Here is a 19,562-nt window from a genome sequence, read left to right as displayed (position 1 = left end):
ATTCGATTGGCCTTCGCGCCTAGGCGAGCGGCGCGCGATGTTCAACCGCGGCGGTAGCGGCAAGCTCGTGCCCGCGGCGGATGGCAGCGGCAATCGTTTCCTCGACCAATCCGTCCAGCGCGGAGTCGCGGTCGAGCACCGCCAGCCCGGCCTCGGTCGTGCCGCCGGGGCTGGCCACGCGCCGGGACAAGGCCGCACCGTCCTCGCCGGTCGCCTGCATCAAAGCGGCACTACCGGACATCGTTTGCAAGGCGATGGGCATGGCATCAGCGGTGACCCCGTGCGCGCGGCCCGCCTGGGCCAACGCTTCGGCGAAGCGCGCGACATAAGCGGGACCGGCGCCGGCGATGGCGCCGATCCCGGCCAGAGCGCTTTCGTCGCCGGTTGCAATCACCATGCCGAGCGGGCGCATCAGTTCGACGATCTCATGAACCGCATCGCCATCGCCGAACAGCGGAATCACCCCTTCACCAATCGCCACCGGGAGGTTGGGCAGCGAGCGGACGATCGATCGGGCGTCCGGAAACCGCACGCGCAGGCTGGCGATCTCGACCCCGGCTAGCAGGGAGACGATCACCGTTCCCGCAGCAACGAGCGGCGCGAGGTGTGGCGCGACCTCGTCCAGTTTCTGCGGCTTGAAACCGAGCATGACGAGGTTCGGCATTTCGTCCGGGTATTGCGTGACGGTGCGAACCCCCTCGACCGGCCTGCCGCTCGGGCGGATTACCGTCACGCCCGCGAAATCGAGCCCGGCGCCGCGCCAGCCTTCGACCATCGCGCCGGCCATGTTGCCGCAGCCGACCAGCCAGGCCGGCGCCTGAAAGGCCGGCATCATGACGTCAGGCTTCGCCAACAGTATCGATCAGCGCCGCCGAAATCGCCTCGCTCGGCGACTTGCCGCCCCACAGGACGAACTGGAATACGGGGTAGAAGCGCTCGCATTCTTCGATCGCCGCTTCGCTGATCGATTCCGCCTGCTCGAAGGTCAAACTGTCGCCTTCGCCGACCAGCGCCGCATGGCGAAAGACGATCAGGCCCGATCCCGACCACAGCTCGAAATGGCCGAGCCACAATTGCTCGTTGATCAGCCCGAGCGATTCATAGATGGCGGCGCGTTTTTCCGGCCCGACCTTGATATCGGGGAAAGCGAGGAACTGCAGAACCAGATCGTCGCTGCGCCACACGCCACGCAGCTCGTACTGCGCCCAGCTGCCCGTCGCCGAGGCGATGATCTCGCCCTCTCCGGCGCGCTCGCACGCCCAACCCCGAGCCTCGAAATATTGTTCGAGGATCTCGATCGGCGCACCGTCGTCGCGTTCTTCCTGTTCGGCCACCTCGGTCAGATCCTATGCTCCCGACTTGGGGGCTTCGGCGCTTTGTTGATCCCCGCTTCAAGTACCGCGATCCGCCTTGCAAGCGCCTCATTCTCATCGCGCGCGGCGGCGGCCATTGCCTTGACCGCATCGAATTCCTCGCGGCTGACGAAGTCCATTCCGCCGACCCATTCGCGCATCTTTTCGCGCATCGACCCTTCGGCCTCGCGGCCCATGCCGGCCATCGTCCCGGCAACGCCGTTCATCATCTTGACCAAATCATCGAACATACGGTTTTGCGATTGCATCAGAGGGCTCCTTATTCCCCCGCACATAGGGTGCCGCCGCCAGCATCGCCAGTGGCGCCCTTGATTGCTCCAAGCAAAAACTCGACGTTGCCCTCGGGTCCGGTGATCGGGCTTTGCTCGACGCCAAGCACCCGCCAGCCCTTGCCTTCGATCCACGCCGCCGCCGTATCGCAAACGCGGCGATGCACCGCCGGATCGCGCACCACCCCGCCTTTACCGACTTCGGCACGACCTGCCTCGAACTGGGGCTTGACCAGCGCGACCAGTTGGGCGCCTGGCTTGGCGAGGCCGACCGCGCGGTCGAGCACTTTCGCCACGGCGATAAAGCTAGCGTCGCAGACGATAATGTCGAACGCCTCCGGGACGATCTCTGTCGAAAGATGCCGAGCGTTGGTCTGTTCATGGACGACGACCCGATTGTCGCACCTTAGCTTCCACGCCAATTGGTTGGTTCCGACGTCGATAGCATAGACCTTCGCGGCTCCGCGCGACAGTAGCACGTCGGTAAATCCTCCGGTCGAACTGCCGACATCGAGCGCCACGGCCCCCGAAACATCGAACCCGAAATGCGTCAAGCCATGGTCAAGCTTGACCCCGCCGCGCGACACCCAGGGATGATCGCGCCCCTTGACAGTCAGCGCTGTGTCCTCCGAGAGCAGATCGCCCGCCTTCGCCACCCGCCGATCCCCGGCAAACACGTTGCCCGCCAGAATTAGAGCCTGAGCTCGCGTTCGACTCTCGGCGAGTCCCTTGGCGACCAACAGCTGATCGGCGCGGACCTTATTGACCATTCGTCTCGGCCTTGGTTTCGGCGACGCCTTCGCGGACTTCCTCCGTGGCCTCGGCTTCGGTCGTGGGCGGCGCATCGGGCGCCACCTGCCGTTCTCCCGCGCGGTCGGTCAGGCAGAGCCGGAAGAAGATCGGGAAATGGTCCGATCCGATGTTGGGCAGCACATCGATCGCCATCACCTCGAAATGAGGCGAGACGAACAGATGGTCGAGCGGCCAGCGCAGCAGCGGATATTCGGCGGTGAAGGTCGGATAGAAGCCGCGCCCGACGCGCGAGTCGCGCATCCCGGCGACCTTCTTGAACAGCCGCGACGTTCGCGACCAGGCGACGTCGTTCAAATCGCCCATAACAATCGACGCGCGGCCATCGTCGCGCACTTCGCGGCCGACCGCGACCAGCTCGGCGTCGCGCTCGCCGCTATCGTCGCCGGGCCACGGCGGCTCGGGATGGAGCGCATGGAAGATCACCTCCTGCCCGCCCGGCAATGTAAGCTTGACCTTAGCCGAGGGCACTCCGGGCTGGAGCCGATGCATCAGCTGCCCCGCCGTCGGCAGGCGCGACATCAGGATCATGCCATAGGTGTTGGGCGTCGGCTCCGACAGTCGATAGGGATAGCGCTTGGCTAGAGGCGCGAGGGCTTTCGCCCACCCTGCTCCCGGCTCGAGCAACAGCAGTACATCCGGGTTACGCTGCTCGACCAGGCGAAGCAGCCGGGGATAGTCCTTGTTGGTCAGCAGCACATTGGCATTGAGCAGGGAGAGCTGTCGGTCGGTTGGGCAGGTTCCGGCGCTGGCGACCTCTTTCGGATAGGGCGGGATGTACGCCAGAAAATGGCTGACCTGCCACGCAAGCGCTGCAACGACACCGATCATCAGCGCCTGGAACGTCCGCGACCGCATTCCGTAGACCAACCACAATGCTGCGCCAGTGATGAGCAGCAGCGCGGCCACCTGGATTCGCGGATAGTCCCATTGCCTTACCCACCAGCGGTCGGTCTGCCAGGCCGGGAGAACACTCAGCACGACGAGCGCAACCACCATGGCGACCAGCGCGAGGCGCCCCAATTTTCGCCAACCCGTCATGCCGAACCTTTCAACGACCAGCCGGCCATCAGGTCAAGGTGGCGGCCAAGGTCGGCGACGCTGGGGTCTGGCGGCAGCGTCGCCGCCGGAATCGCATCTTGGCCACGCATCGCGGCCCAAAAGCGCAAGACGATACCTTCCACCTCGGGCCGGTCGATCCAGATCAGGCTTTCCAGGCGATCCGAGGGCGAGGGCTTGAGCGGCGCATGGTAAAAGGCGCCGAGATCCCTCCATAGGAACCGCGCGGTCGTGCTCGTCACCCCGACCCGCGCCATCGCCCGTTCGAAACCCGCCGCATCCAGGTGCCGCCGCTTACGGGCAAGGGACCAATGCTGGCGCCGCGCCATCGGCATCGTTACGAAAAACAGGATCAGGGCGCCGATCAGCCCAGCGATCATCCACTGCGACGGGCTCAGGCGATCGCTCCCGCGCCGGCTCCCACGTCAAGGTCGTTGCGGCGCAGCGCTTTCAGCACCGTCTCGACGATGTGCGGCGCGTTGAGTCCGGCCTCGTCATATTGCTTTACCGGGTTTTCCTGGTCCTGGAAGGTGTCAGGAAGGCGCATCGTGCGCAGCTTGAGCCCGCCGTCGATCAGCCCCTCGTCGCTGGCCAGCGTCAGCACATGCGCGCCGAACCCTCCGATCGAGGCTTCCTCGACGGTTACCGCCACTTCATGCGTCGTCAGCAGGCGTCGGATAAGATCCTCGTCGAGCGGTTTGGCGAAACGCAGGTCGGCGACGGTGGTCGACAGCCCCTTGGCTTCGAGCATCTCGGCGGCCTTCTCGGCCTCTTCCAAACGTGTGCCGAGCGACAGGATGGCCACTTTCTTGCCTTCGCGGACGATCCGGCCTTTGCCGATTTCGAGCTGCTGCGGGACGGCCGGAAGCTTGAGCCCACGCCCGTTGCCACGCGGGTAGCGCACCGCGATCGGCCCGCTGTCGTGCAGCGCCATGGTGTGGATCATGTGGCACAATTCGACCTCGTCGGCCGCCGCCATCACCACGAAATTGGGCAGGGTGCAAAGATAGGCGAGGTCGAACGAGCCGGCATGGGTGCAGCCGTCCGCGCCGACCAGCCCGGCGCGGTCCATGGCGAAGCGCACCGGCAGATTCTGGATGGCGACATCGTGAACCACCTGGTCATAGGCGCGCTGGAGGAAGGTCGAATAGATGGCGCAGAACGGCCGGTGCCCCTGAGCGGCAAGGCCGGCGGCGAACGTCACCGCATGCTGTTCGGCGATGCCGACATCGAAGGTGCGGTCGGGAAACTCGGCCTGAAACTTGTCGAGCCCGGTGCCCGACGGCATCGCGGCGGTGATGGCAACGATCTTGTCGTCGCGTCGCGCCTCGTCGGCCAGCGCCTTGGCGAATACATTGGTATAGCTCGGTGGCCCGCCGCCCGGACCCTTGTCCTGCTTGCCCGAAACAACATCGAACTTGACGACGCCATGATATTTGTCGGCGGCATTCTCGGCCGGGCCGTAGCCCTTGCCCTTGACCGTCACGGCATGGACCAGGATCGGCCCTTCCTCGGCGTCGCGGACATTTTCGAGGATTTCGACCAGCCCCTGAACGTCATGGCCATCGATCGGTCCGACATAATAAAAGCCCAGTTCCTCGAACAAGGTTCCGCCGGTCCAGAACCCCCGGACATATTCCTCCGCCTTGCGCGCGACATTCTCGACGCCCTTGGGGAGCTTGCCGAAAACCCGGCGGGCAATGTCGCGAGTCTTGAGATATTTGCCGGAGCTGACCAGCCGCGCGAGATAATGCGATAGTCCGCCCACCGGCGGCGCGATCGACATATCGTTGTCGTTGAGGATGACGATCAGCCGGTTGCCCGCCTCATGGGCATTGTTCATCGCCTCATAGGCCATGCCGGCGCTCATCGCCCCGTCGCCGATCACCGCGATCGCGCGGCCCGGCCGGTTCGCCAGCTTGTTCGAAATGGCGAAGCCGAGCGCGGCCGACATCGAGGTCGAGCTGTGCGCCGCCCCGAACGGATCATATTCGCTCTCGCTGCGCCTGGTGAAACCGCTGAGCCCGCCGCCCTGGCGCAGCGAGCGGATGCGATCGCGCCGCCCGGTGACGATCTTGTGCGGATAGCATTGGTGCCCGACATCCCAGATCAGCGTGTCGCGCGGCGTGTCGAACACATAATGGACAGCGACGGTCAGTTCGACCACGCCAAGGCCCGATCCCAGATGCCCGCCGGACTGAGACACCGCCGAAATCATCTCGGCGCGAAGCTCGTCGGCCAACTGCGGCAGTTCGGCCTTCTGCAACTTGCGAATGTCTGACGGAAATTCGACCTGGTCGAGGAGCGGCGTAGCGGGACGATCGGACATGGCCAAAGGCTCTAGCGGGGTTTGCTCAAGCGCGAAAGCAAAACACCGCCTGCGCCCGGGCCGCTCGTGGCAGGATTTGGCCTAGCTGCAGTCGCTGCAGGTGCCGCGCACCTCGATCACCGGCCGCGTGGCCTCGAAGCCCGCGCCGGCCGCCGCCTCGCGCACCCCGCCCGACAGGCGATCGTCGTCGAGGTGGGTGGTCTGGCCGCAGGTGTCGCAGATCAGGAAGATGCAGTCATGAAGACAACCCGGGTGGGCGTTGGCGACATAGGCGTTGGCGCTTTCGACCCGGCGGGCGAGGTTGCTGCCGACGAACAGGTCGAGGATGCGATAGACGCTGTTCGCCGCGACCCGGCGGCCGCGAGCCTTCGATACCTGCTCGGCAATGTCATAAGCCGAGGCCGGCTTGGTGAACCCGGCGAGTGCGTCGAACACTGCGGCGCGCATGTCGGTCCATTGCTCGCCGCGGTCGACCAGTCGGCGTGCGGCGGCATCGCGCAGCGCGTCGCCTTGATGAAGCTGGTGAGCATGTTGAGCCATGGATCGAAGATAGGCTTCGCGGCGTGATGCCGCAAGCGTGCCCGCTAATCCGCGGCGATATGATTGAGCCGGTGACCGAGGGCGAGGATCGCGACGCCAACCATCGTGAACACCGCCTCGCTGCCGTCATGGGGCATGGTCAGCGCCCCGGCCATCACGCCGAGGCCGAGTCCGCCGACCGCGCTCGGCATCGTATAGCCATGCTCGAGGATTCCCTTGCCGAGCGCGATTGCGCCCATAACCATCGCCAGGCTCAGTCCGACTTCGTGGACCCACGGTGCGCCGAGGAATCCGCCGGCGCTCGCCAGCAGCGCGAGCAGCACGCTGGTCGCCAGGCAATGGACCAGGCACAGCCCAGAAAGGCCGATCGCCATCCGGTCGAGCCGGTGGGTGGGAATCGCAAGTGGCGACATGGCGAAGGATATAACGTCGCTTAGCCGAAGTTACAACATCACATTCTGGGTTCTGGGCCGATGTTGGCATGGCGTTGCAAATAGGCCTATCGCCCGCCATCATGGAATCAGCCGTCGCTTCGTCGTCCGCCGTTGAGGTCGGACGAACCTCCAGACCGCTCGCTCCCGCCGCCTGGCTGTTCGCCGTCGCCGCGATCGTCTTTCTGATGCTGGTGGTCGGCGGGATCACCCGATTGACCGAAAGCGGACTGAGCATCACCGAGTGGAAGCCGGTCAGCGGCGCTGTCCCACCACTGACCCAGGCCGACTGGCAACACGCCTTCGCGCTTTATCAGGCGACGCCGGAGTATCAGCAGGTCAACGGCCCGGCCGGGATGACCCTCACCCAGTTTAAATTCATCTATTTCTGGGAATGGGTTCATCGCTTGATTGGCCGCCTGATCGGGCTTGCCTTTGCGCTGCCACTTCTGTGGTTCGCAGTAAAGCGCCGGATACCGAAAAGCTATGGCTGGCGGCTGGTCGCGCTGCTCGCGCTTGGCGCGGCGCAGGGCGCGCTCGGCTGGTATATGGTTCAGTCGGGCCTGGTGAATCGCACCGACGTCAGCCATTTCCGCCTGTCGGCGCATCTGCTGCTGGCGCTGTTCATCATGGCCGGCCTGATCTGGACCGCGCTCGACCTCAGGCAAATGGCCAAGACCGGCGAAAGGCGCCCTGCCCGCCTGACCAGCGCCAGCGCTGCGGTCGCTTCGATCCTTGCTGTCCAGCTGCTACTCGGCGCCTGGGTTGCCGGCCTCGACGCAGGCCAGGTCGCCAGCACATGGCCGCTGATGAACGAACATCTACTTCCGGAAGGTATCGACTGGTCGCACGGCGCTGGCTACGCGCTGACCCACGATCCGTATTTGATTCACTTTCTCCACCGCTGGTGGGCGTGGGTGGCGGTCGCTGCACTGGTTGTCCTTGCCCGCCGGGTGAAACCGATCAACCGACGCGCATCGATCGCGATTCACGCCGCTCTCGGCGCTCAAATCCTGCTCGGCATCGCCACCGTGATGAGTGGCGTCGCGATCGGGCTGGCGGTCCTCCACCAGGCGATCGGCGCGCTGCTCGTCGCCGCTGTCACGTGGGGCATTCACGTCGCCGGGCGACGCTCCGCGTGACCGTCGTGACAGTCTATGCGGTTTTCGCCGACGGCGCCGAAGCGCAACGGATTGGCATGACGATTGTCGAGGAACGACTCGCCGCTTGCGTCAACATATTGCCGCCATGCCGCTCGATCTACCGCTGGGAAGGCGCGATCGAACAGGCGACCGAAAGCCCGGCGCTGTTCAAAACGACAACCGACAAAGTCGACGCCCTCATCGCCCGCGCCACCGAACTGCACAGCTACACTGTCTCCGCGATCGCAGTCTGGGCGATCGAACGGCTTCCGACCGATTATGCCGATTGGGTCGAGGCGAGCGTCACAGGCTGATCCGCGCTTTCTCGTCGGCACTGCGATGCAACAGCGTATCGAAATCCATCGCGTCCCCCCTGCGATCGAGATATGACGTGCTTTACGTGCTTTACGTCCTTTCCGTTCAAAATCCATGAAGCCCCACTTTGCCCGGTAATATTTTACCCGTCAGCAACCGCCCGGTTTACTTGACAAAAACGCGCCTTTCGATCATTGGCCCGCCCAGCAGCGCTTCCATCGTGGAGCGCTTCCTGCATTTTTGATGGGAAGGTCCGTGCCATGAAGGCGCTGATGAAGACCACCAAGTCGATCAAACCGGCTGAGGTGGAGAAGAAGTGGCATTTGATCGATGCCGAGAATCTGGTCGTAGGGCGCGTCGCGTCGATCATCGCCAACATCCTGCGCGGCAAGCACAAGCCGAGCTTCACCCCGCACGTCGATTGCGGCGACCATGTCGTCGTCATCAACGCCGGTAAAGTGAAGTTCACCGGCCGCAAGCTCGATCAGAAAATCTACTACAAGCACACCGGCTATCCCGGCGGCTTGAAGGAAACCACGGCTGGCAAGATCCTCGAGGGCCGATTCCCCGAACGGGTGCTCGAAAAGGCCATCGAGCGCATGATCCCACGCGGGCCGCTGGGCCGCGACCAAATGCGCGCCCTGCACCTCTACAATGGCGCCGAGCATCCGCACGCCGGGCAGGCGCCTGAGCCGCTCGACGTCGCCAGCATGAACCGCAAGAATAAGGTGGGCGCATAACATGGCCGACAAAAAATCCCTCTCCGATCTGGGGAAATTGACCGGCCAACAGGCTGAAGAAGCTCCCGCCGCCGCTCCGGCTCCCACCGAGACAAACGCGACCGACACCACGGTCGATGTGGCCGAGGCTCCCGAAGCGCCAGCCGCCCCAGTCAACGTCCAGCCTGAAGCGCCGCTGCGCGAGCAGCAGCTCGACAAATATGGCCGCGCCTATGCCACCGGCCGCCGCAAGGATGCGGTTGCCCGCGTCTGGCTCAAGCCGGGCTCGGGCAAGATCGAGGTCAACGGTCGGGACCAGGCGGTCTACTTCGCCCGACCGACGCTGCGTCTGGTCATCAACCAGCCGTTCGGGATCACCGACCGCGCCGGCCAGTATGACATCGTCGCCACCGTCAAGGGCGGCGGCCTGTCGGGCCAGGCGGGCGCGGTGCTGCACGGCATCGCCCAGGCCTTGAGCCGCTATGAGCCGGTGCTGCGCACCACGGTCAAACGGGCCGGCTTCCTGACCCGCGACAGCCGCGTCGTCGAGCGCAAGAAGTACGGCAAGGCCAAAGCCCGCAAGAGCTTCCAATTCTCGAAGCGTTAAACGCTTTCAGCCTCTAACAATCAAAGGGCGGTCCCGCAGGGGCCGCCCTTTTCTTGTTATCACCTGTGCGCGATCAGGCGAAGAGGAGAGAGCCGCCTTGGGGAAACGACTACTGCTGCAGGATCCTTTTGGCACTTGCGCGCTCGCTCACCAGCTGGAACCATTGGGCGAGCTTGCTCTTGCCGGCGAGGATCGTTTCCCCCTCAGGCGTCAAGCGGAACCAGTCGAAGTGGGGCATGAGACGAATGTCGGCCAAGCTAAAAGTTTCACCCGTAAGATAGGGCGCCGCAATCAGGGCTTCGAGCGCTTCGGCGCAGTTGCGCGCCACGGGCACCGCTGCCTCGATCACTTCAAGATTGCTCGGCCGGCCGAAGAATTTCGGAGCGATTAACCGCTCGAGGCCAATGTCGCCGCTCCAAGACTTGAACAGGTAGCAATCTATGATGCCGATGATCTGGTTCATGCGCGCGGCCTCATGCGCAGTCGACGGTGCGAGAGCCGGGCCAGGAAAGGCTTGATCGACATAACGCAGGATGGCTTGGGTCTCGTAGAGAACGAACCCGTCATGATCGAGTACCGGCACGCGGCCGAACGGGTTGAGCGCCAGCTGCTCAGGGGTTTTGAAATCGGCCGGCAGCACCGGGATCAGTTCGTAATCCACGCCCTTCTCAGCCAGGCCCAGCATCGCCCCGCGCACATTGGGACTGAGCGGAACGCCGTATAGTTTTACACCCATATTCATCTCTTTTGAAAATCTCGACCGATCACGCGGCTGCGTCGGCAAAGGCCTTGAACCGGCGCTCGAACACTTCGACCCAACCGCCGTCATAATTCTCGCGCCATTGGGCTGCATCGACCTTGAGCTTCTCCCAACCGGCATGGACGAGTTGCACTTCGGCGCCGTCTGGCACCGCGCGAAACGTCACGTCGATGCGCTGGGCTTCCTCCTCGCTCACCCGCGCCTGCCAAGATAAGACAAGAGCATGCGGCGGATTCCATTCGAGCACGTGGCCCCAGAGTGTCTCCTGGCCATCAGTAGCGATCTCGTAGAGCCGACCGCCGACTTGGGGTTCGAGCCGACAGTCAGCTGCCGGCTTGACCGAAAACATCGCGAGGGGAAACCAGCGGCCGATATCGGCGGTGAATGCGCGGAAGGCCGTGGCGGGCGTGCACCGCACCGTCACGGTCTTCACCACCGGCGGAATCGATAAGACGCTGACCGTGGCGCTCATCCGTCTTGAGCCCCCTTCGTGGCGGCTTCGGAAAACGACCCGAGCGCCGCCTGCCACATCTCGTCGATATAAGCCCTGAGCTCGCCCAGTGCCGCGCCGTCTGCCCGATAGATCCGGCGCGTCCCGGCGCGCTCCTCGCGGACGAGTTCTGCGTCTTTCAGCACTTTCAGGTGCTGTGAGACGGCTGGCCGGCTGATCGGCAAGCCCTGCGCGATCTCGCCCACCGAGCGTGGCGTTTCAACAACCCGTTCAAGGATTGTGCGACGCATGGGGTCGGATAGCGCGGCCAAGACGTTTTGGTAAGTCATCGCTTACGTTAGTGATCACTTACCTATCCTGTCAAGCGGCGGAGTTATCCGCCAGCGCTACCGCTTTACCGGGCCCGGCCGACCCCACCGGGCGCAACAGCAGTACCAACGGAATCGCCGCGACAGTGACCCACATCATGATCCAGAAATCGTCGAGATAGGCGATGAACGCGGCTTGGCGGTTGATTTCGGCGTCGGCGAAGGCCAGCGCGCTCGCCGCGGGAAGCCCAAGCTGTGCCACGATGCCGGTGGTGATCGAAGGCAGCGTCTGCTCGGTCACCTTGCCGGCCATGTCGGCGTGCGCGGTCTGGATATTGCGCGCCAGAAGCGCCGCGACCATGCTGATGCCGGCCGAACCGCCGACGTTGCGGGCGAGGTTGAGTAGGCTCGCCGCCGCCGTTCGCTGTTTGGGCGCCAGAGTGGTGAAAGCCAGCGCCTGGATGGTGACGAACAACATCCCCAGGCCGAGCCCCTGGATGATGCCGCTGACGATCACCGGCCCCGATCCCTGGACCAGCGCGAAGCCCGACATGATATACAGCGACCAGCCCATCAGCGCCATGCCGAGCGCGACCAACAAGCGCGTGTCGACGATCCGCGCTAGCTTGCCGACCGTCACCATCGAAATCAGCGTCCCGATGCCGCGCGGCATGGTCAGCACGCCCGACTGAAGCACCGAATAGCCGTAGAGCCGCTGCAGCAATGGCGGCAGCAGCGCGAGGCCGGCGAGCAGCAGAATGCCGGTCACCGCCATGAACAGCATCCCGGTGGCGAAATTACGGTCGGCGAACATCGTCCGGTCGAACAACGGCTCGCGCGCGGTCACGGTATGGACGATGAACATCCAGAAACCGGCGATCATCAGCCCGCCTTCGACCCAGATTTCCCAGCTGTCGAACCAGTCGAGTTGCTGCCCGCGATCGAGCATCAGCTGCAGGCTAGCCAGCGCCAGCGCGATCAGCGCGAAGCCGAGCAGGTCGAACTTTCGGCGATGAAGCGGGATCGCCGGCATGTAGCGCAGCAGCATCACCGCGGCGATCGCCCCGATCGGAATATTGACCAGGAAAACCCAGCGCCAGTCGAAGCTGTCGGTCAGCCAGCCGCCGAGCACTGGCCCGAGGATCGGCCCGATCATGATGCCGCCGCCGAACATCGCCATCGCCTGGGCGTGCCGCTGCGGCGGGTTGATGTCGAACAAAGTCGCCTGGGCGAGCGGCACGAGGAAGGCGCCGGTAATGCCTTGGATAATCCGGAACGTGACCATTTCGGTCAGGCTCTGGGCGACGGCGCACAGGAACGAGGCGACGGTGAAACCGATCACCGCAAGCACCAGCAGCCGCTTGCGCCCGATTCGGTCGGACAGCCAGCCCGCGATCGGAATCGCGATGGCCGAGGCGACGATATAGCTGGTCAGAACCCAGTTGATGCTTTCCTGGGTCGCTCCGAGGCTCGCTTGCATGTGCGGCAGCGCGACGTTGGCGATGGTCGTGTCGAGCACCTGGATCAGCACCGCCAGCATCACCGCAATGGTGACCAGCGTGCGCTGCCCCCGATCGAGCAGATGCTCGGCCTGGCCCACCGCCCCTCGCCCTAGCGCTTGTCGTCGAGGCGGATGTCGACCTTGGCGCTAAGACCGGCGATCATCTCGCGCGGCGGCCTGGCGTCGAGTGAGATGCGCACCGGCACTCGCTGCGTCACTTTGACCCAATTGCCGTTCGCATTCTGCGCCGGCAGCACCGAAAACTCGCTACCTGTACCGGCACCGATCGAAGCGACATGGCCCGTGACCTTAAGGCCGGGATAGGCGTCAAACTTGATTTCGGCCGCCTGACCGACGGCCATCCGCGCCAAATCACCTTCCTTGTAGTTCGCTTCCACCCAAGCCGGCTTGTCCCCAACGATCGACAGCATGGCGACCCCGGTAATCGCGGTCTGCCCGACCAGCAACCGGTCGGATTTGGCGACGACCCCGCTCGACGGCGCGTGGATCGCGGTGTGATCGAGGTCGAGCTGGGCCTTCCGCACAGCGGCCAGCGCTGCGGCGATGGCCGGCTGGTTGCCACCCGGGGCGATCGCGGCCGAGGCATTATTCGCTCGCGCCCGCGCGTCGGCGAGATCGTTGGCCGCCTTCGACACTTCGCTCAGCGCGTCGTCGTAGCGAGTCCGCGTGGTGAAACCCTTGGCGAGCAGCGCCGACTGCCGCGCCAAGGCGCGCCGGGCGATATCGAGATTGGCTTGCTCGCCGCGAATGTCGGCGCCGGTGCCCTCGGCCTGAACTACCAGCTGGCTGGTCGACAACCGCGCCGCGGCAAGCTGCGCCTCAGCGGATGCCAGCGCCGCCTGGAACGGCGCCGGGTCGACGCGATAGAGAAGATCGCCAGCTTTCACGTGCTGATTCTCGTCGACATAGACCGCCGCCACCGGTCCGTTGACCTGGGTCGAAATGGCGGTGACATGCTGCTTCACATAGGCGTTGTCGGTGCCGACCGTCTTTCCACCGGTCAGCCAGAAGAACAAGCCGATCAGCGCAATCAGCAATGGCACCGACAGCATCAGCGCCGAGCGCTTGCTGGGTTTCATCGCGCTGATCGTTATTTTGCGCTTCCGAGCCGAAGCGTCGCTGGCCGACTCATTTTCGACCTTGGCCATCTCATTCATGCCGACACCTTCTGGGCCGCGTCGGCCCTCGTCACATTGTCCCTGACCCGGCGCAGCTTCGCGCGGATGGCCTCGATATCATCGATGCTGAACCCTTCGAATGCGTCGGCCGCCATTTCTTCGGCCAACGAGCGCAGCCGTTCGAGAATCGGCTCGGCCTTGGCGGTCAGTACAAGCCGCCAGGCCCGTCGATCACCGGGATCCCGCTGCCGCTCAACCAGCCCGGCTTCTTCAAGCCGGTCAAGAATTCGGCAAGCCGTAATCGGCTCGACGTCCAGCCGCTCGGCAAGCTCCACTTGCTTCAGCCCCGGCTCATGGCCGAGCCACGCCAACACGCGCCATTGCGCAGTGGTGACGCCTAGGGCCGACGCCCGCCGATCATAAAAGCGGCGGATCATCCGGCTGGTCTCGGCCATCTCCCATGCGAGTTCTTTCATGCAACTCGCATATAATAAGCACCCTTAGTATTGCAAGCGGGCTTGCCACCGTCGTTGTGCTACCCCAATCCGTGCGTGATGACTGACAAAGATGATATCGAAACGATCCTCGACCAACTTGAAACCCGCTATGCGGGCTCGGTCGACCGGCTTCGTGACGCGCTTACCGCTTTCGCGGACCATGGCGTTCGGCCCGATCCTACAGAGCGCGACGACGGTGCTTTCGCCTATCCCGAATTGCGAATCGAATATGATCCCGAAACCGCGCCCCCAGCCCCGGCCCGGGCGTTTGCCCGGCTGAACCAGCCCGGCATTTACACCACTTCGGTCGCGCGCCCGGCGCTGTTCCGCAACTATCTCGCCGAGCAGCTCGGCCATCTCGTCCGCGACTATCCGGTGCGCATCACGGTCGGCTCCTCGGCTAGCGAAATTCCCTATCCGTTCGTACTCGACGGCGGTGAGCTCGATTTGAAGGGCATGACTACCGCCGAGCTGTCGCGCTGGTTCCCGTCGACCGACCTGGTCCAGATCGGCGACGAGATCGCCGACGGCGCGTGGGAACTGGCGCTCGACCCGACCCGCCCGCTCGCGCTGTTCGATGCCCCGCGCACCGACTTCAGCCTGGCTCGCCTCAAACATTACACGGGAACCCCGGCCGACCATTTCCAACGCTTTGTGCTGTTTACGAACTATGTCCGCTACGTCGACGAGTTCGTCCGTTTCGCGGTCGGCGCGCTACGCGATCCCGACAGCCGCTTCACCGGACTGTCGGTCCCTGGCGGCATCTACGAGCACGGCGACCTCGCCGATGCCGAGGAGCAGATTGCGTCGGGCATCTGGCGGCGGCACCAGATGCCCGCCTACCATCTGATGACGCCCGAAGGCGACGGCATCACCCTGGTCAACATCGGCGTCGGGCCGTCCAACGCCAAGACCATCTGCGATCACATCGCCGTCCTTCGCCCGGAGGCATGGCTGATGATCGGCCATTGCGGGGGCTTGCGGCCGAGCCAGACGATCGGCGACTATGTCCTGGCCCATGCCTATCTGCGTGACGACCATGTCCTCGACGACGTGCTGCCGATCGAAATTCCGATCCCGGCGATCGCCGAGGTCCAGACCGCGATGCACCAGGCCGCGCTGACCGTCACCGGCGAGGATGAGGAACAGATCAAGACGCGGCTTCGCACCGGCACCGTCGTCACCACGGACGACCGCAATTGGGAGTTGCGCTACACACTGAGCGCGCTGCGCTTCAACCAGAGCCGCGCGGTGGCGATCGATATGGAGTCGGCGACAGTCGCTGCTCAGGGCTACCGCTTCCGCGTCCCCTACGGCACCTTGCTATGCGTTTCGGACAAGCCGCTCCATGGCGAGCTCAAGCTTCCCGGCCAGGCCAACGCCTTTTACGAACGCGCTATCAGCCAGCATCTGCGCATCGGCATCGAAACCCTCGACCTGCTCCGCCAGGAAGGCGATGGCCTGCACAGCCGCAAGCTGCGCAGCTTCGACGAGCCGCCGCTGCGTTAGCGCTTCGTCGCGTCGGATATCCGGTTCGCTATCGGCGGCGTTCGGCCCGGAGCGATCCACGCGATCAGCGCGTCGATGTCGACCAGGCCCGCGTCGGTCACCTCGGTCCCGCCGGTGAAGCCGCTCAGGCTTTCGCCGCCCGAGGCGAGGTAATTGTTGACGACCACGCGATAGCGCCGGGCGGGATCGATCGGCTTGCCGTCGAGGCTCATCACCGCGATTCGGTCGCCCTCGGGGCGGCCCAAATCATAGGAATAGGAGAATCCCTGCGACGGCGCGAGCGCCGCGGGACGAGTAGCGTTGGAGCGTAATGGAAACGCATATTGCTGCTCTATCACCTGCGTCAGTTGCGCCCCGGTTAGCGTCATCACGACCAGATTATTGCCGAATGGCATCATCGCGAACGCGTCCTTGTACTTGACCTCGCCGGCGGGGAGCGCGATCCGGACACCGGTTGCGTTGACCAGCGCGATCTGCGCTCCGCCCTTATCGGGCGCACGAGTCGCGGCGAGCATTGAATCGGCGATCAAATCGGCCGCTGGGCTCTCGGCATCGTCGACATCGCGCGGCGCTTCGACGGTGAGCGATCCGACGACCTTGTTCGCCAGCGGCGCCGCCGCCGCGATATAGCGGTCGACCAATTGCTTGACCGCGGCATCCTCCCCCTTCTCGCCGTTGCCGACAACATCGTTGGTCGCGCGCTGGCCGATCAGGCGATGGGTCGTGGGGTCGAAATCGAGCCGGATGTCGGTCAGGAAATAACCGTTCTTGCCGGCGCTGGTCAGCAGCCGCCCGCCGCCGACCGAGTCGCCCTGACAGACATAGGCCCAATGGCTGTGCCCCGACACGACGGTGGTGATCGCCGGGTTTAGCTGCGGGACGATCTTGGCGATCTCCCCATAGAAACCCTCGCAACCGTTGCCGCGAGTGAAGTTGGTCGTCTTTCCGCCCTGGTGGATCAACAGGACAATCGCGTCCGCTCCCGCCGCCTTCAGGCCCGGCACTAGCAAGTTCGCGGTCGCCGCTTCGTCGGCAAAGGTCAGCCCCTTGACCCCTGACGGCGTGACCAAATTGCCGGTCCCCTTGAGAGTCATGCCAATGAAGCCGAGGCGGATCGCGTTGCGACCAACACCGAATTGCCTGATGCCGGTCGCCGGAAAAAAGGTCCGTCCATCCGGGCCAATGACATTCGCTGCCAGATAGCGAAACCGCGCGCCCTTGAATGGCTCGACCGCGCAAGGCGTGCGCAACGTGTGCCGCTCGCAGCCGCCAGCCTGCATCCGCTTCAGCTCGTCGATGCCTTTGTCGAACTCGTGATTGCCAACCGAGTTAAACTCCAGCCCGATGCGGTTCATCGCCTCGATCGTCGGCTCGTCGAGAAACAGCGCCGAGGTCAGCGGCGACGCACCGATCGTGTCGCCCGCCGACACAGTGACGCTGTTCGGCTGCCGCAGCTGCTCGACCGCCGCCGCCAGATGCGCCGCGCCGCCGGTAGTGAGCATCACCTTCGACCTATCCGCTTCAGTCACCTCGACCGGCGGCGGGGTTTCGAGATTGCCGTGGAAATCATTGAAGGCGAGCAACTGCACCTCGATCGGCAAGGCCGGTCGGGGTGGTACGGTGGCGCAGGCGGTCAACAGGGCGAGGGAAATCAGGGTGGCAGCGCGCTTGATCATGGACCGTCATTGCGAGGAGCGAAGCGACGAAGCAATCCAATATTGATCGGCTGGATTGCTTCGCTTCGCTCGCAATGACTAAGTAGCTGGATGAACGAGAAACAATTGATCGCCGCCGCCCGCGCCGCCGCGCTGAAGGCCTACGCGCCCTACTCGCGCTTTTCGGTCGGCTGCGCGATCGAGAGCGTCGACGGCGAAGTAGTCACCGGCGCCAACATGGAAAACGCCTGCTATCGGCTCGGCGTCTGCGCGGAGATCAGCGCGCTAACCGCGGCTCAAGCGAAGTTTGGCCTCGACAAAATCGTGCGCATCGCCGTCGCAGGAGGCGACGGGTTGGGCGCCGAACTCGCTGGCGACACTGTCTGCACCCCGTGCGGAGGCTGTCGCCAATCGATCCTCGAAGCCGCGCAACTCTCCGGCCGCGACATCGAAATCCTTTGCGCCAGCGGCGATGGAGCGACGGTCGAGCGCCATCGCATCGGCGCGCTCATCCCCCATGGCTTCGGGCCAACCAATCTGGCAGACGCAGGCTAGCCGGTCGCAGTAAGCGACGAATTCCAACATTCCATCAGTATGGCCGTTCCCCACGGGGTTTCCACCGGGCCCCCGGTGGCAAGAAAACCGGCTTTTTCATAAGCTCGTCGTGCGCGGAGATTGTCCGGATGCGGGTCGGTCCCCACCGCGGGCGCTCCATTCGCGATCAGCATCTGGACAAGCTGCCGGACGAAGGCCGAGCCATGCCCGCGATCGAGCATGTCGGGCTCGCCGATATACTGGTCGATTCCACGCGCGCCTTCGGGCAAATGTCCAAATGGGTGAGGTTTCCACCCATGCACGTCATAATCTTGCGCGAAAGCGAATGGCCAGCCGTCACGCTCGACGATCCACATCGCGATCCGCGGGTCAATCAGCTTGTCCGCTTCGGGTTCGACCGCGGGATCGCCCCACCACTCGCTGACGTGCGGCTTTGCCCTCCACCGCGCGACGAGCGGCAAATCGTGCCGTGCCAGCGGGCGAAATCGATAATCCAGCACGGCGCTTAGGCCAGCTTAATCTCGCGCAGCCGCTCCAGCAGATAGTCATGGCTCGAAACCGGCGGCCACTTCGGCTCCTCCCCCGTCGCAACCGTCCCCGGCAGCGCCTCGATGACAAAATCGGGGCGGAAGTGGAGGAAGAAGGGCATCGAGTAGCGCGCGAGACTGGCCCGATCGGGCGCCGGATTGACGACGCGGTGCGAGGTCGAGCGCAGTCGGCCGTTGGTCAGCCGCTGGAGCATGTCGCCGATGTTGATCACCAACTCTCCGACTTTCGGGCTGACCGGGATCCAGCGCCCGTCCTTGGTCTTCAATTCCAGCCCCGCTTCCTCGGCGCCGAGCAGCAGCGTGATGGTGTTGATGTCCTCATGCGCCCCGGCGCGGATGTGGTTGCCGGCCGGCTCCTTCTGCGGCGGATAGTGAAGCATGCGCAGCACCGAATTGCCGTCGCGGACCGTGTCGGTAAAATATTCCTCGTCGACATCGAGGAATTGGGCGACGGCGCGGAGCACCTTCAACCCGGCGGCATCGAACGCGTCGTAAAGCGCGAGGAAGGTCTCTTTGAAGCCGGGGATTTCCGCCGGCCAGACATTGTCGGCCATCACCTCGCGAAACTTGTGCCCCGCCGGCAGCTCGCGCCCCACGTGCCAGAATTCCTTGAGGTCGTGTGCCGCAGCGCCCTTGGCGGTCTCGACCCCGAACGCGGTGTAGCCGCGCGCCCCTCCGCCGCCCGAGATGAGGTAGCTGCGCTTCACCTCTTCGGGCAACGCGAAGAACAGCCTCGCCTTGGCCTCGGCATCCTCGATCAGAGCCTGCGATATTCCGTGATCGCGAACGATCGCGAAACCATAGTCGACGAAGCTTTGGCCTAGCTCCTCGCTGAACGCCACGGGGTTTTTCTCTGCGTCGAGCAGCGATACGGAAGCGACGCTGTCGCTGGTAATTACATCGGTCATGTCGAACTCTTAGCAAAAAGTCAGGCGATCATCAGCCCCGCAAGCGCGGCGCTCATCAGGTTGGCGAGGCTTCCGGCGAGCAGCGCGCGCAGGCCCAGCCGGGCAATCATCGGACGTTGGTTAGGCGCAAGGTTGCC

General features: G+C 64.3%; 25 protein-coding genes. 6 read left to right on the top strand and 19 right to left on the bottom strand.

Annotated elements, in window-relative coordinates:
- Positions 1-19: 19 nt before the first annotated feature.
- The 9 genes from H0W65_RS07400 to H0W65_RS07360 all read right to left on the bottom strand — a co-directional run bounded on the left by H0W65_RS07400 (position 20) and on the right by H0W65_RS07360 (position 6,793).
- Positions 20-853 carry a pyrroline-5-carboxylate reductase dimerization domain-containing protein gene (locus H0W65_RS07400; protein ID WP_294005993.1) on the bottom strand — a complete coding sequence of 278 codons (834 nt, stop codon included), beginning with the start codon at positions 851-853 and terminating at the stop codon, positions 20-22.
- A complete protein-coding gene (locus H0W65_RS07395; RefSeq protein ID WP_294006021.1) occupies positions 840-1,343 on the bottom strand; it encodes a YbjN domain-containing protein in 504 nt (167 codons plus the stop codon). Before H0W65_RS07395 ends, H0W65_RS07400 begins: the two co-directional genes overlap by 14 nt.
- Entirely contained in the window at positions 1,340-1,621 is a 282-nt protein-coding gene (locus H0W65_RS07390) for an accessory factor UbiK family protein (RefSeq protein ID WP_294005990.1), read from the bottom strand. The genes H0W65_RS07395 and H0W65_RS07390 overlap by 4 nt, the downstream gene beginning before the upstream one ends.
- Positions 1,622-1,632: 11 nt before the next feature.
- Positions 1,633-2,412, bottom strand: a complete 780-nt coding sequence (locus H0W65_RS07385) for a TlyA family RNA methyltransferase (RefSeq protein WP_294005987.1) — start codon at positions 2,410-2,412, stop codon at positions 1,633-1,635.
- Positions 2,402-3,493: an endonuclease/exonuclease/phosphatase family protein gene (locus H0W65_RS07380; protein ID WP_294005984.1), complete on the bottom strand. Its 1,092-nt coding sequence runs from the start codon at positions 3,491-3,493 to the stop codon at positions 2,402-2,404. Before H0W65_RS07380 ends, H0W65_RS07385 begins: the two co-directional genes overlap by 11 nt.
- Positions 3,490-3,891 (bottom strand): hypothetical protein, encoded by a 402-nt coding sequence (locus H0W65_RS07375; RefSeq protein WP_294005982.1) that lies wholly within the window; start codon positions 3,889-3,891, stop codon positions 3,490-3,492. Before H0W65_RS07375 ends, H0W65_RS07380 begins: the two co-directional genes overlap by 4 nt.
- 14 nt (positions 3,892-3,905) lie before the next feature.
- Positions 3,906-5,840: a 1-deoxy-D-xylulose-5-phosphate synthase gene (dxs, locus tag H0W65_RS07370; RefSeq protein ID WP_294005980.1), complete on the bottom strand. Its 1,935-nt coding sequence runs from the start codon at positions 5,838-5,840 to the stop codon at positions 3,906-3,908.
- An 81-nt stretch (positions 5,841-5,921) separates the two neighbouring features.
- Positions 5,922-6,380 carry a Fur family transcriptional regulator gene (locus H0W65_RS07365; protein WP_294005978.1) on the bottom strand — a complete coding sequence of 153 codons (459 nt, stop codon included), beginning with the start codon at positions 6,378-6,380 and terminating at the stop codon, positions 5,922-5,924.
- 44 nt (positions 6,381-6,424) lie between these two features.
- On the bottom strand, positions 6,425-6,793 hold the full coding sequence (locus tag H0W65_RS07360; protein ID WP_294005976.1) for a MerC domain-containing protein: 369 nt from the start codon (positions 6,791-6,793) through the stop codon (positions 6,425-6,427).
- Between the two features lie 101 nt (positions 6,794-6,894).
- Here H0W65_RS07360 and H0W65_RS07355 point away from each other — a divergent pair, with 101 nt between their 5' ends.
- The 4 genes from H0W65_RS07355 to rpsI all read left to right on the top strand — a co-directional run bounded on the left by H0W65_RS07355 (position 6,895) and on the right by rpsI (position 9,594).
- The gene (locus H0W65_RS07355) at positions 6,895-7,953 is read left to right on the top strand and encodes a COX15/CtaA family protein (protein ID WP_294005973.1); all 1,059 of its coding nucleotides are present in this window, start codon (positions 6,895-6,897) and stop codon (positions 7,951-7,953) included.
- A complete protein-coding gene (gene cutA / locus H0W65_RS07350) occupies positions 7,950-8,267 on the top strand; it encodes a divalent-cation tolerance protein CutA (RefSeq protein WP_294005970.1) in 318 nt (105 codons plus the stop codon). Before H0W65_RS07355 ends, cutA begins: the two co-directional genes overlap by 4 nt.
- A gap of 261 nt (positions 8,268-8,528) precedes the next feature.
- Positions 8,529-9,008 carry a 50S ribosomal protein L13 gene (rplM, locus tag H0W65_RS07345; RefSeq protein WP_294005967.1) on the top strand — a complete coding sequence of 160 codons (480 nt, stop codon included), beginning with the start codon at positions 8,529-8,531 and terminating at the stop codon, positions 9,006-9,008.
- A gap of 1 nt (position 9,009) precedes the next feature.
- Positions 9,010-9,594 (top strand): 30S ribosomal protein S9, encoded by a 585-nt coding sequence (rpsI, locus tag H0W65_RS07340; RefSeq protein ID WP_294005965.1) that lies wholly within the window; start codon positions 9,010-9,012, stop codon positions 9,592-9,594.
- 109 nt (positions 9,595-9,703) lie between these two features.
- On the opposite strand, the gene H0W65_RS07335 is transcribed toward rpsI, so the two are convergent.
- The 6 genes from H0W65_RS07335 to H0W65_RS07310 are packed head-to-tail and all read right to left on the bottom strand — an operon-like array spanning position 9,704 to position 14,229.
- Positions 9,704-10,330: a glutathione S-transferase family protein gene (locus H0W65_RS07335; RefSeq protein ID WP_294005963.1), complete on the bottom strand. Its 627-nt coding sequence runs from the start codon at positions 10,328-10,330 to the stop codon at positions 9,704-9,706.
- 28 nt (positions 10,331-10,358) lie between these two features.
- The gene (locus H0W65_RS07330; RefSeq protein WP_294005962.1) at positions 10,359-10,826 is read right to left on the bottom strand and encodes an SRPBCC domain-containing protein; all 468 of its coding nucleotides are present in this window, start codon (positions 10,824-10,826) and stop codon (positions 10,359-10,361) included.
- Positions 10,823-11,134: a helix-turn-helix transcriptional regulator gene (locus H0W65_RS07325; protein WP_294005960.1), complete on the bottom strand. Its 312-nt coding sequence runs from the start codon at positions 11,132-11,134 to the stop codon at positions 10,823-10,825. The genes H0W65_RS07330 and H0W65_RS07325 overlap by 4 nt, the downstream gene beginning before the upstream one ends.
- Before the next feature lie 31 nt (positions 11,135-11,165).
- A complete protein-coding gene (locus tag H0W65_RS07320) occupies positions 11,166-12,713 on the bottom strand; it encodes a DHA2 family efflux MFS transporter permease subunit (protein WP_294005959.1) in 1,548 nt (515 codons plus the stop codon).
- A gap of 11 nt (positions 12,714-12,724) precedes the next feature.
- Entirely contained in the window at positions 12,725-13,792 is a 1,068-nt protein-coding gene (locus tag H0W65_RS07315; RefSeq protein WP_294005958.1) for an HlyD family secretion protein, read from the bottom strand.
- Positions 13,789-14,229 carry a MarR family winged helix-turn-helix transcriptional regulator gene (locus H0W65_RS07310; protein WP_294005956.1) on the bottom strand — a complete coding sequence of 147 codons (441 nt, stop codon included), beginning with the start codon at positions 14,227-14,229 and terminating at the stop codon, positions 13,789-13,791. Before H0W65_RS07310 ends, H0W65_RS07315 begins: the two co-directional genes overlap by 4 nt.
- Before the next feature lie 78 nt (positions 14,230-14,307).
- Here H0W65_RS07310 and H0W65_RS07305 point away from each other — a divergent pair, with 78 nt between their 5' ends.
- Complete coding sequence (locus tag H0W65_RS07305; RefSeq protein ID WP_294005954.1) at positions 14,308-15,759, top strand: AMP nucleosidase; 1,452 nt, start codon at positions 14,308-14,310, stop codon at positions 15,757-15,759.
- Here the strand turns inward: H0W65_RS07305 and H0W65_RS07300 are convergent.
- Positions 15,756-17,435: a bifunctional metallophosphatase/5'-nucleotidase gene (locus H0W65_RS07300; RefSeq protein WP_294005952.1), complete on the bottom strand. Its 1,680-nt coding sequence runs from the start codon at positions 17,433-17,435 to the stop codon at positions 15,756-15,758. The genes H0W65_RS07305 and H0W65_RS07300 overlap by 4 nt on opposite strands.
- A 90-nt stretch (positions 17,436-17,525) precedes the next feature.
- Between H0W65_RS07300 and H0W65_RS07295 the strand changes: the two genes are divergently transcribed.
- Positions 17,526-17,969 (top strand): cytidine deaminase, encoded by a 444-nt coding sequence (locus H0W65_RS07295; RefSeq protein WP_294005950.1) that lies wholly within the window; start codon positions 17,526-17,528, stop codon positions 17,967-17,969.
- On the opposite strand, the gene H0W65_RS07290 is transcribed toward H0W65_RS07295, so the two are convergent.
- From H0W65_RS07290 to H0W65_RS07280, 3 genes are all read right to left on the bottom strand, one after another.
- Positions 17,966-18,469, bottom strand: a complete 504-nt coding sequence (locus tag H0W65_RS07290) for a GNAT family N-acetyltransferase (protein WP_294005948.1) — start codon at positions 18,467-18,469, stop codon at positions 17,966-17,968. The genes H0W65_RS07295 and H0W65_RS07290 overlap by 4 nt on opposite strands.
- Before the next feature lie 5 nt (positions 18,470-18,474).
- Positions 18,475-19,425: a 2-oxoglutarate and iron-dependent oxygenase domain-containing protein gene (locus H0W65_RS07285; protein WP_294005938.1), complete on the bottom strand. Its 951-nt coding sequence runs from the start codon at positions 19,423-19,425 to the stop codon at positions 18,475-18,477.
- A 20-nt stretch (positions 19,426-19,445) separates the two neighbouring features.
- Positions 19,446-19,562, bottom strand: a 117-nt coding sequence (locus tag H0W65_RS07280; RefSeq protein ID WP_294006019.1) for a nucleoside transporter C-terminal domain-containing protein, incomplete at its 5' end; no start/stop codon positions are given.

Source organism: Sphingomonas sp. (assembly GCF_013816785.1).
GTDB lineage: Bacteria > Pseudomonadota > Alphaproteobacteria > Sphingomonadales > Sphingomonadaceae > Sphingomicrobium.
The sequence above is the reverse complement of the archived record's forward strand: the minus strand, read 5'-3'. Positions and strand labels throughout refer to the sequence as shown.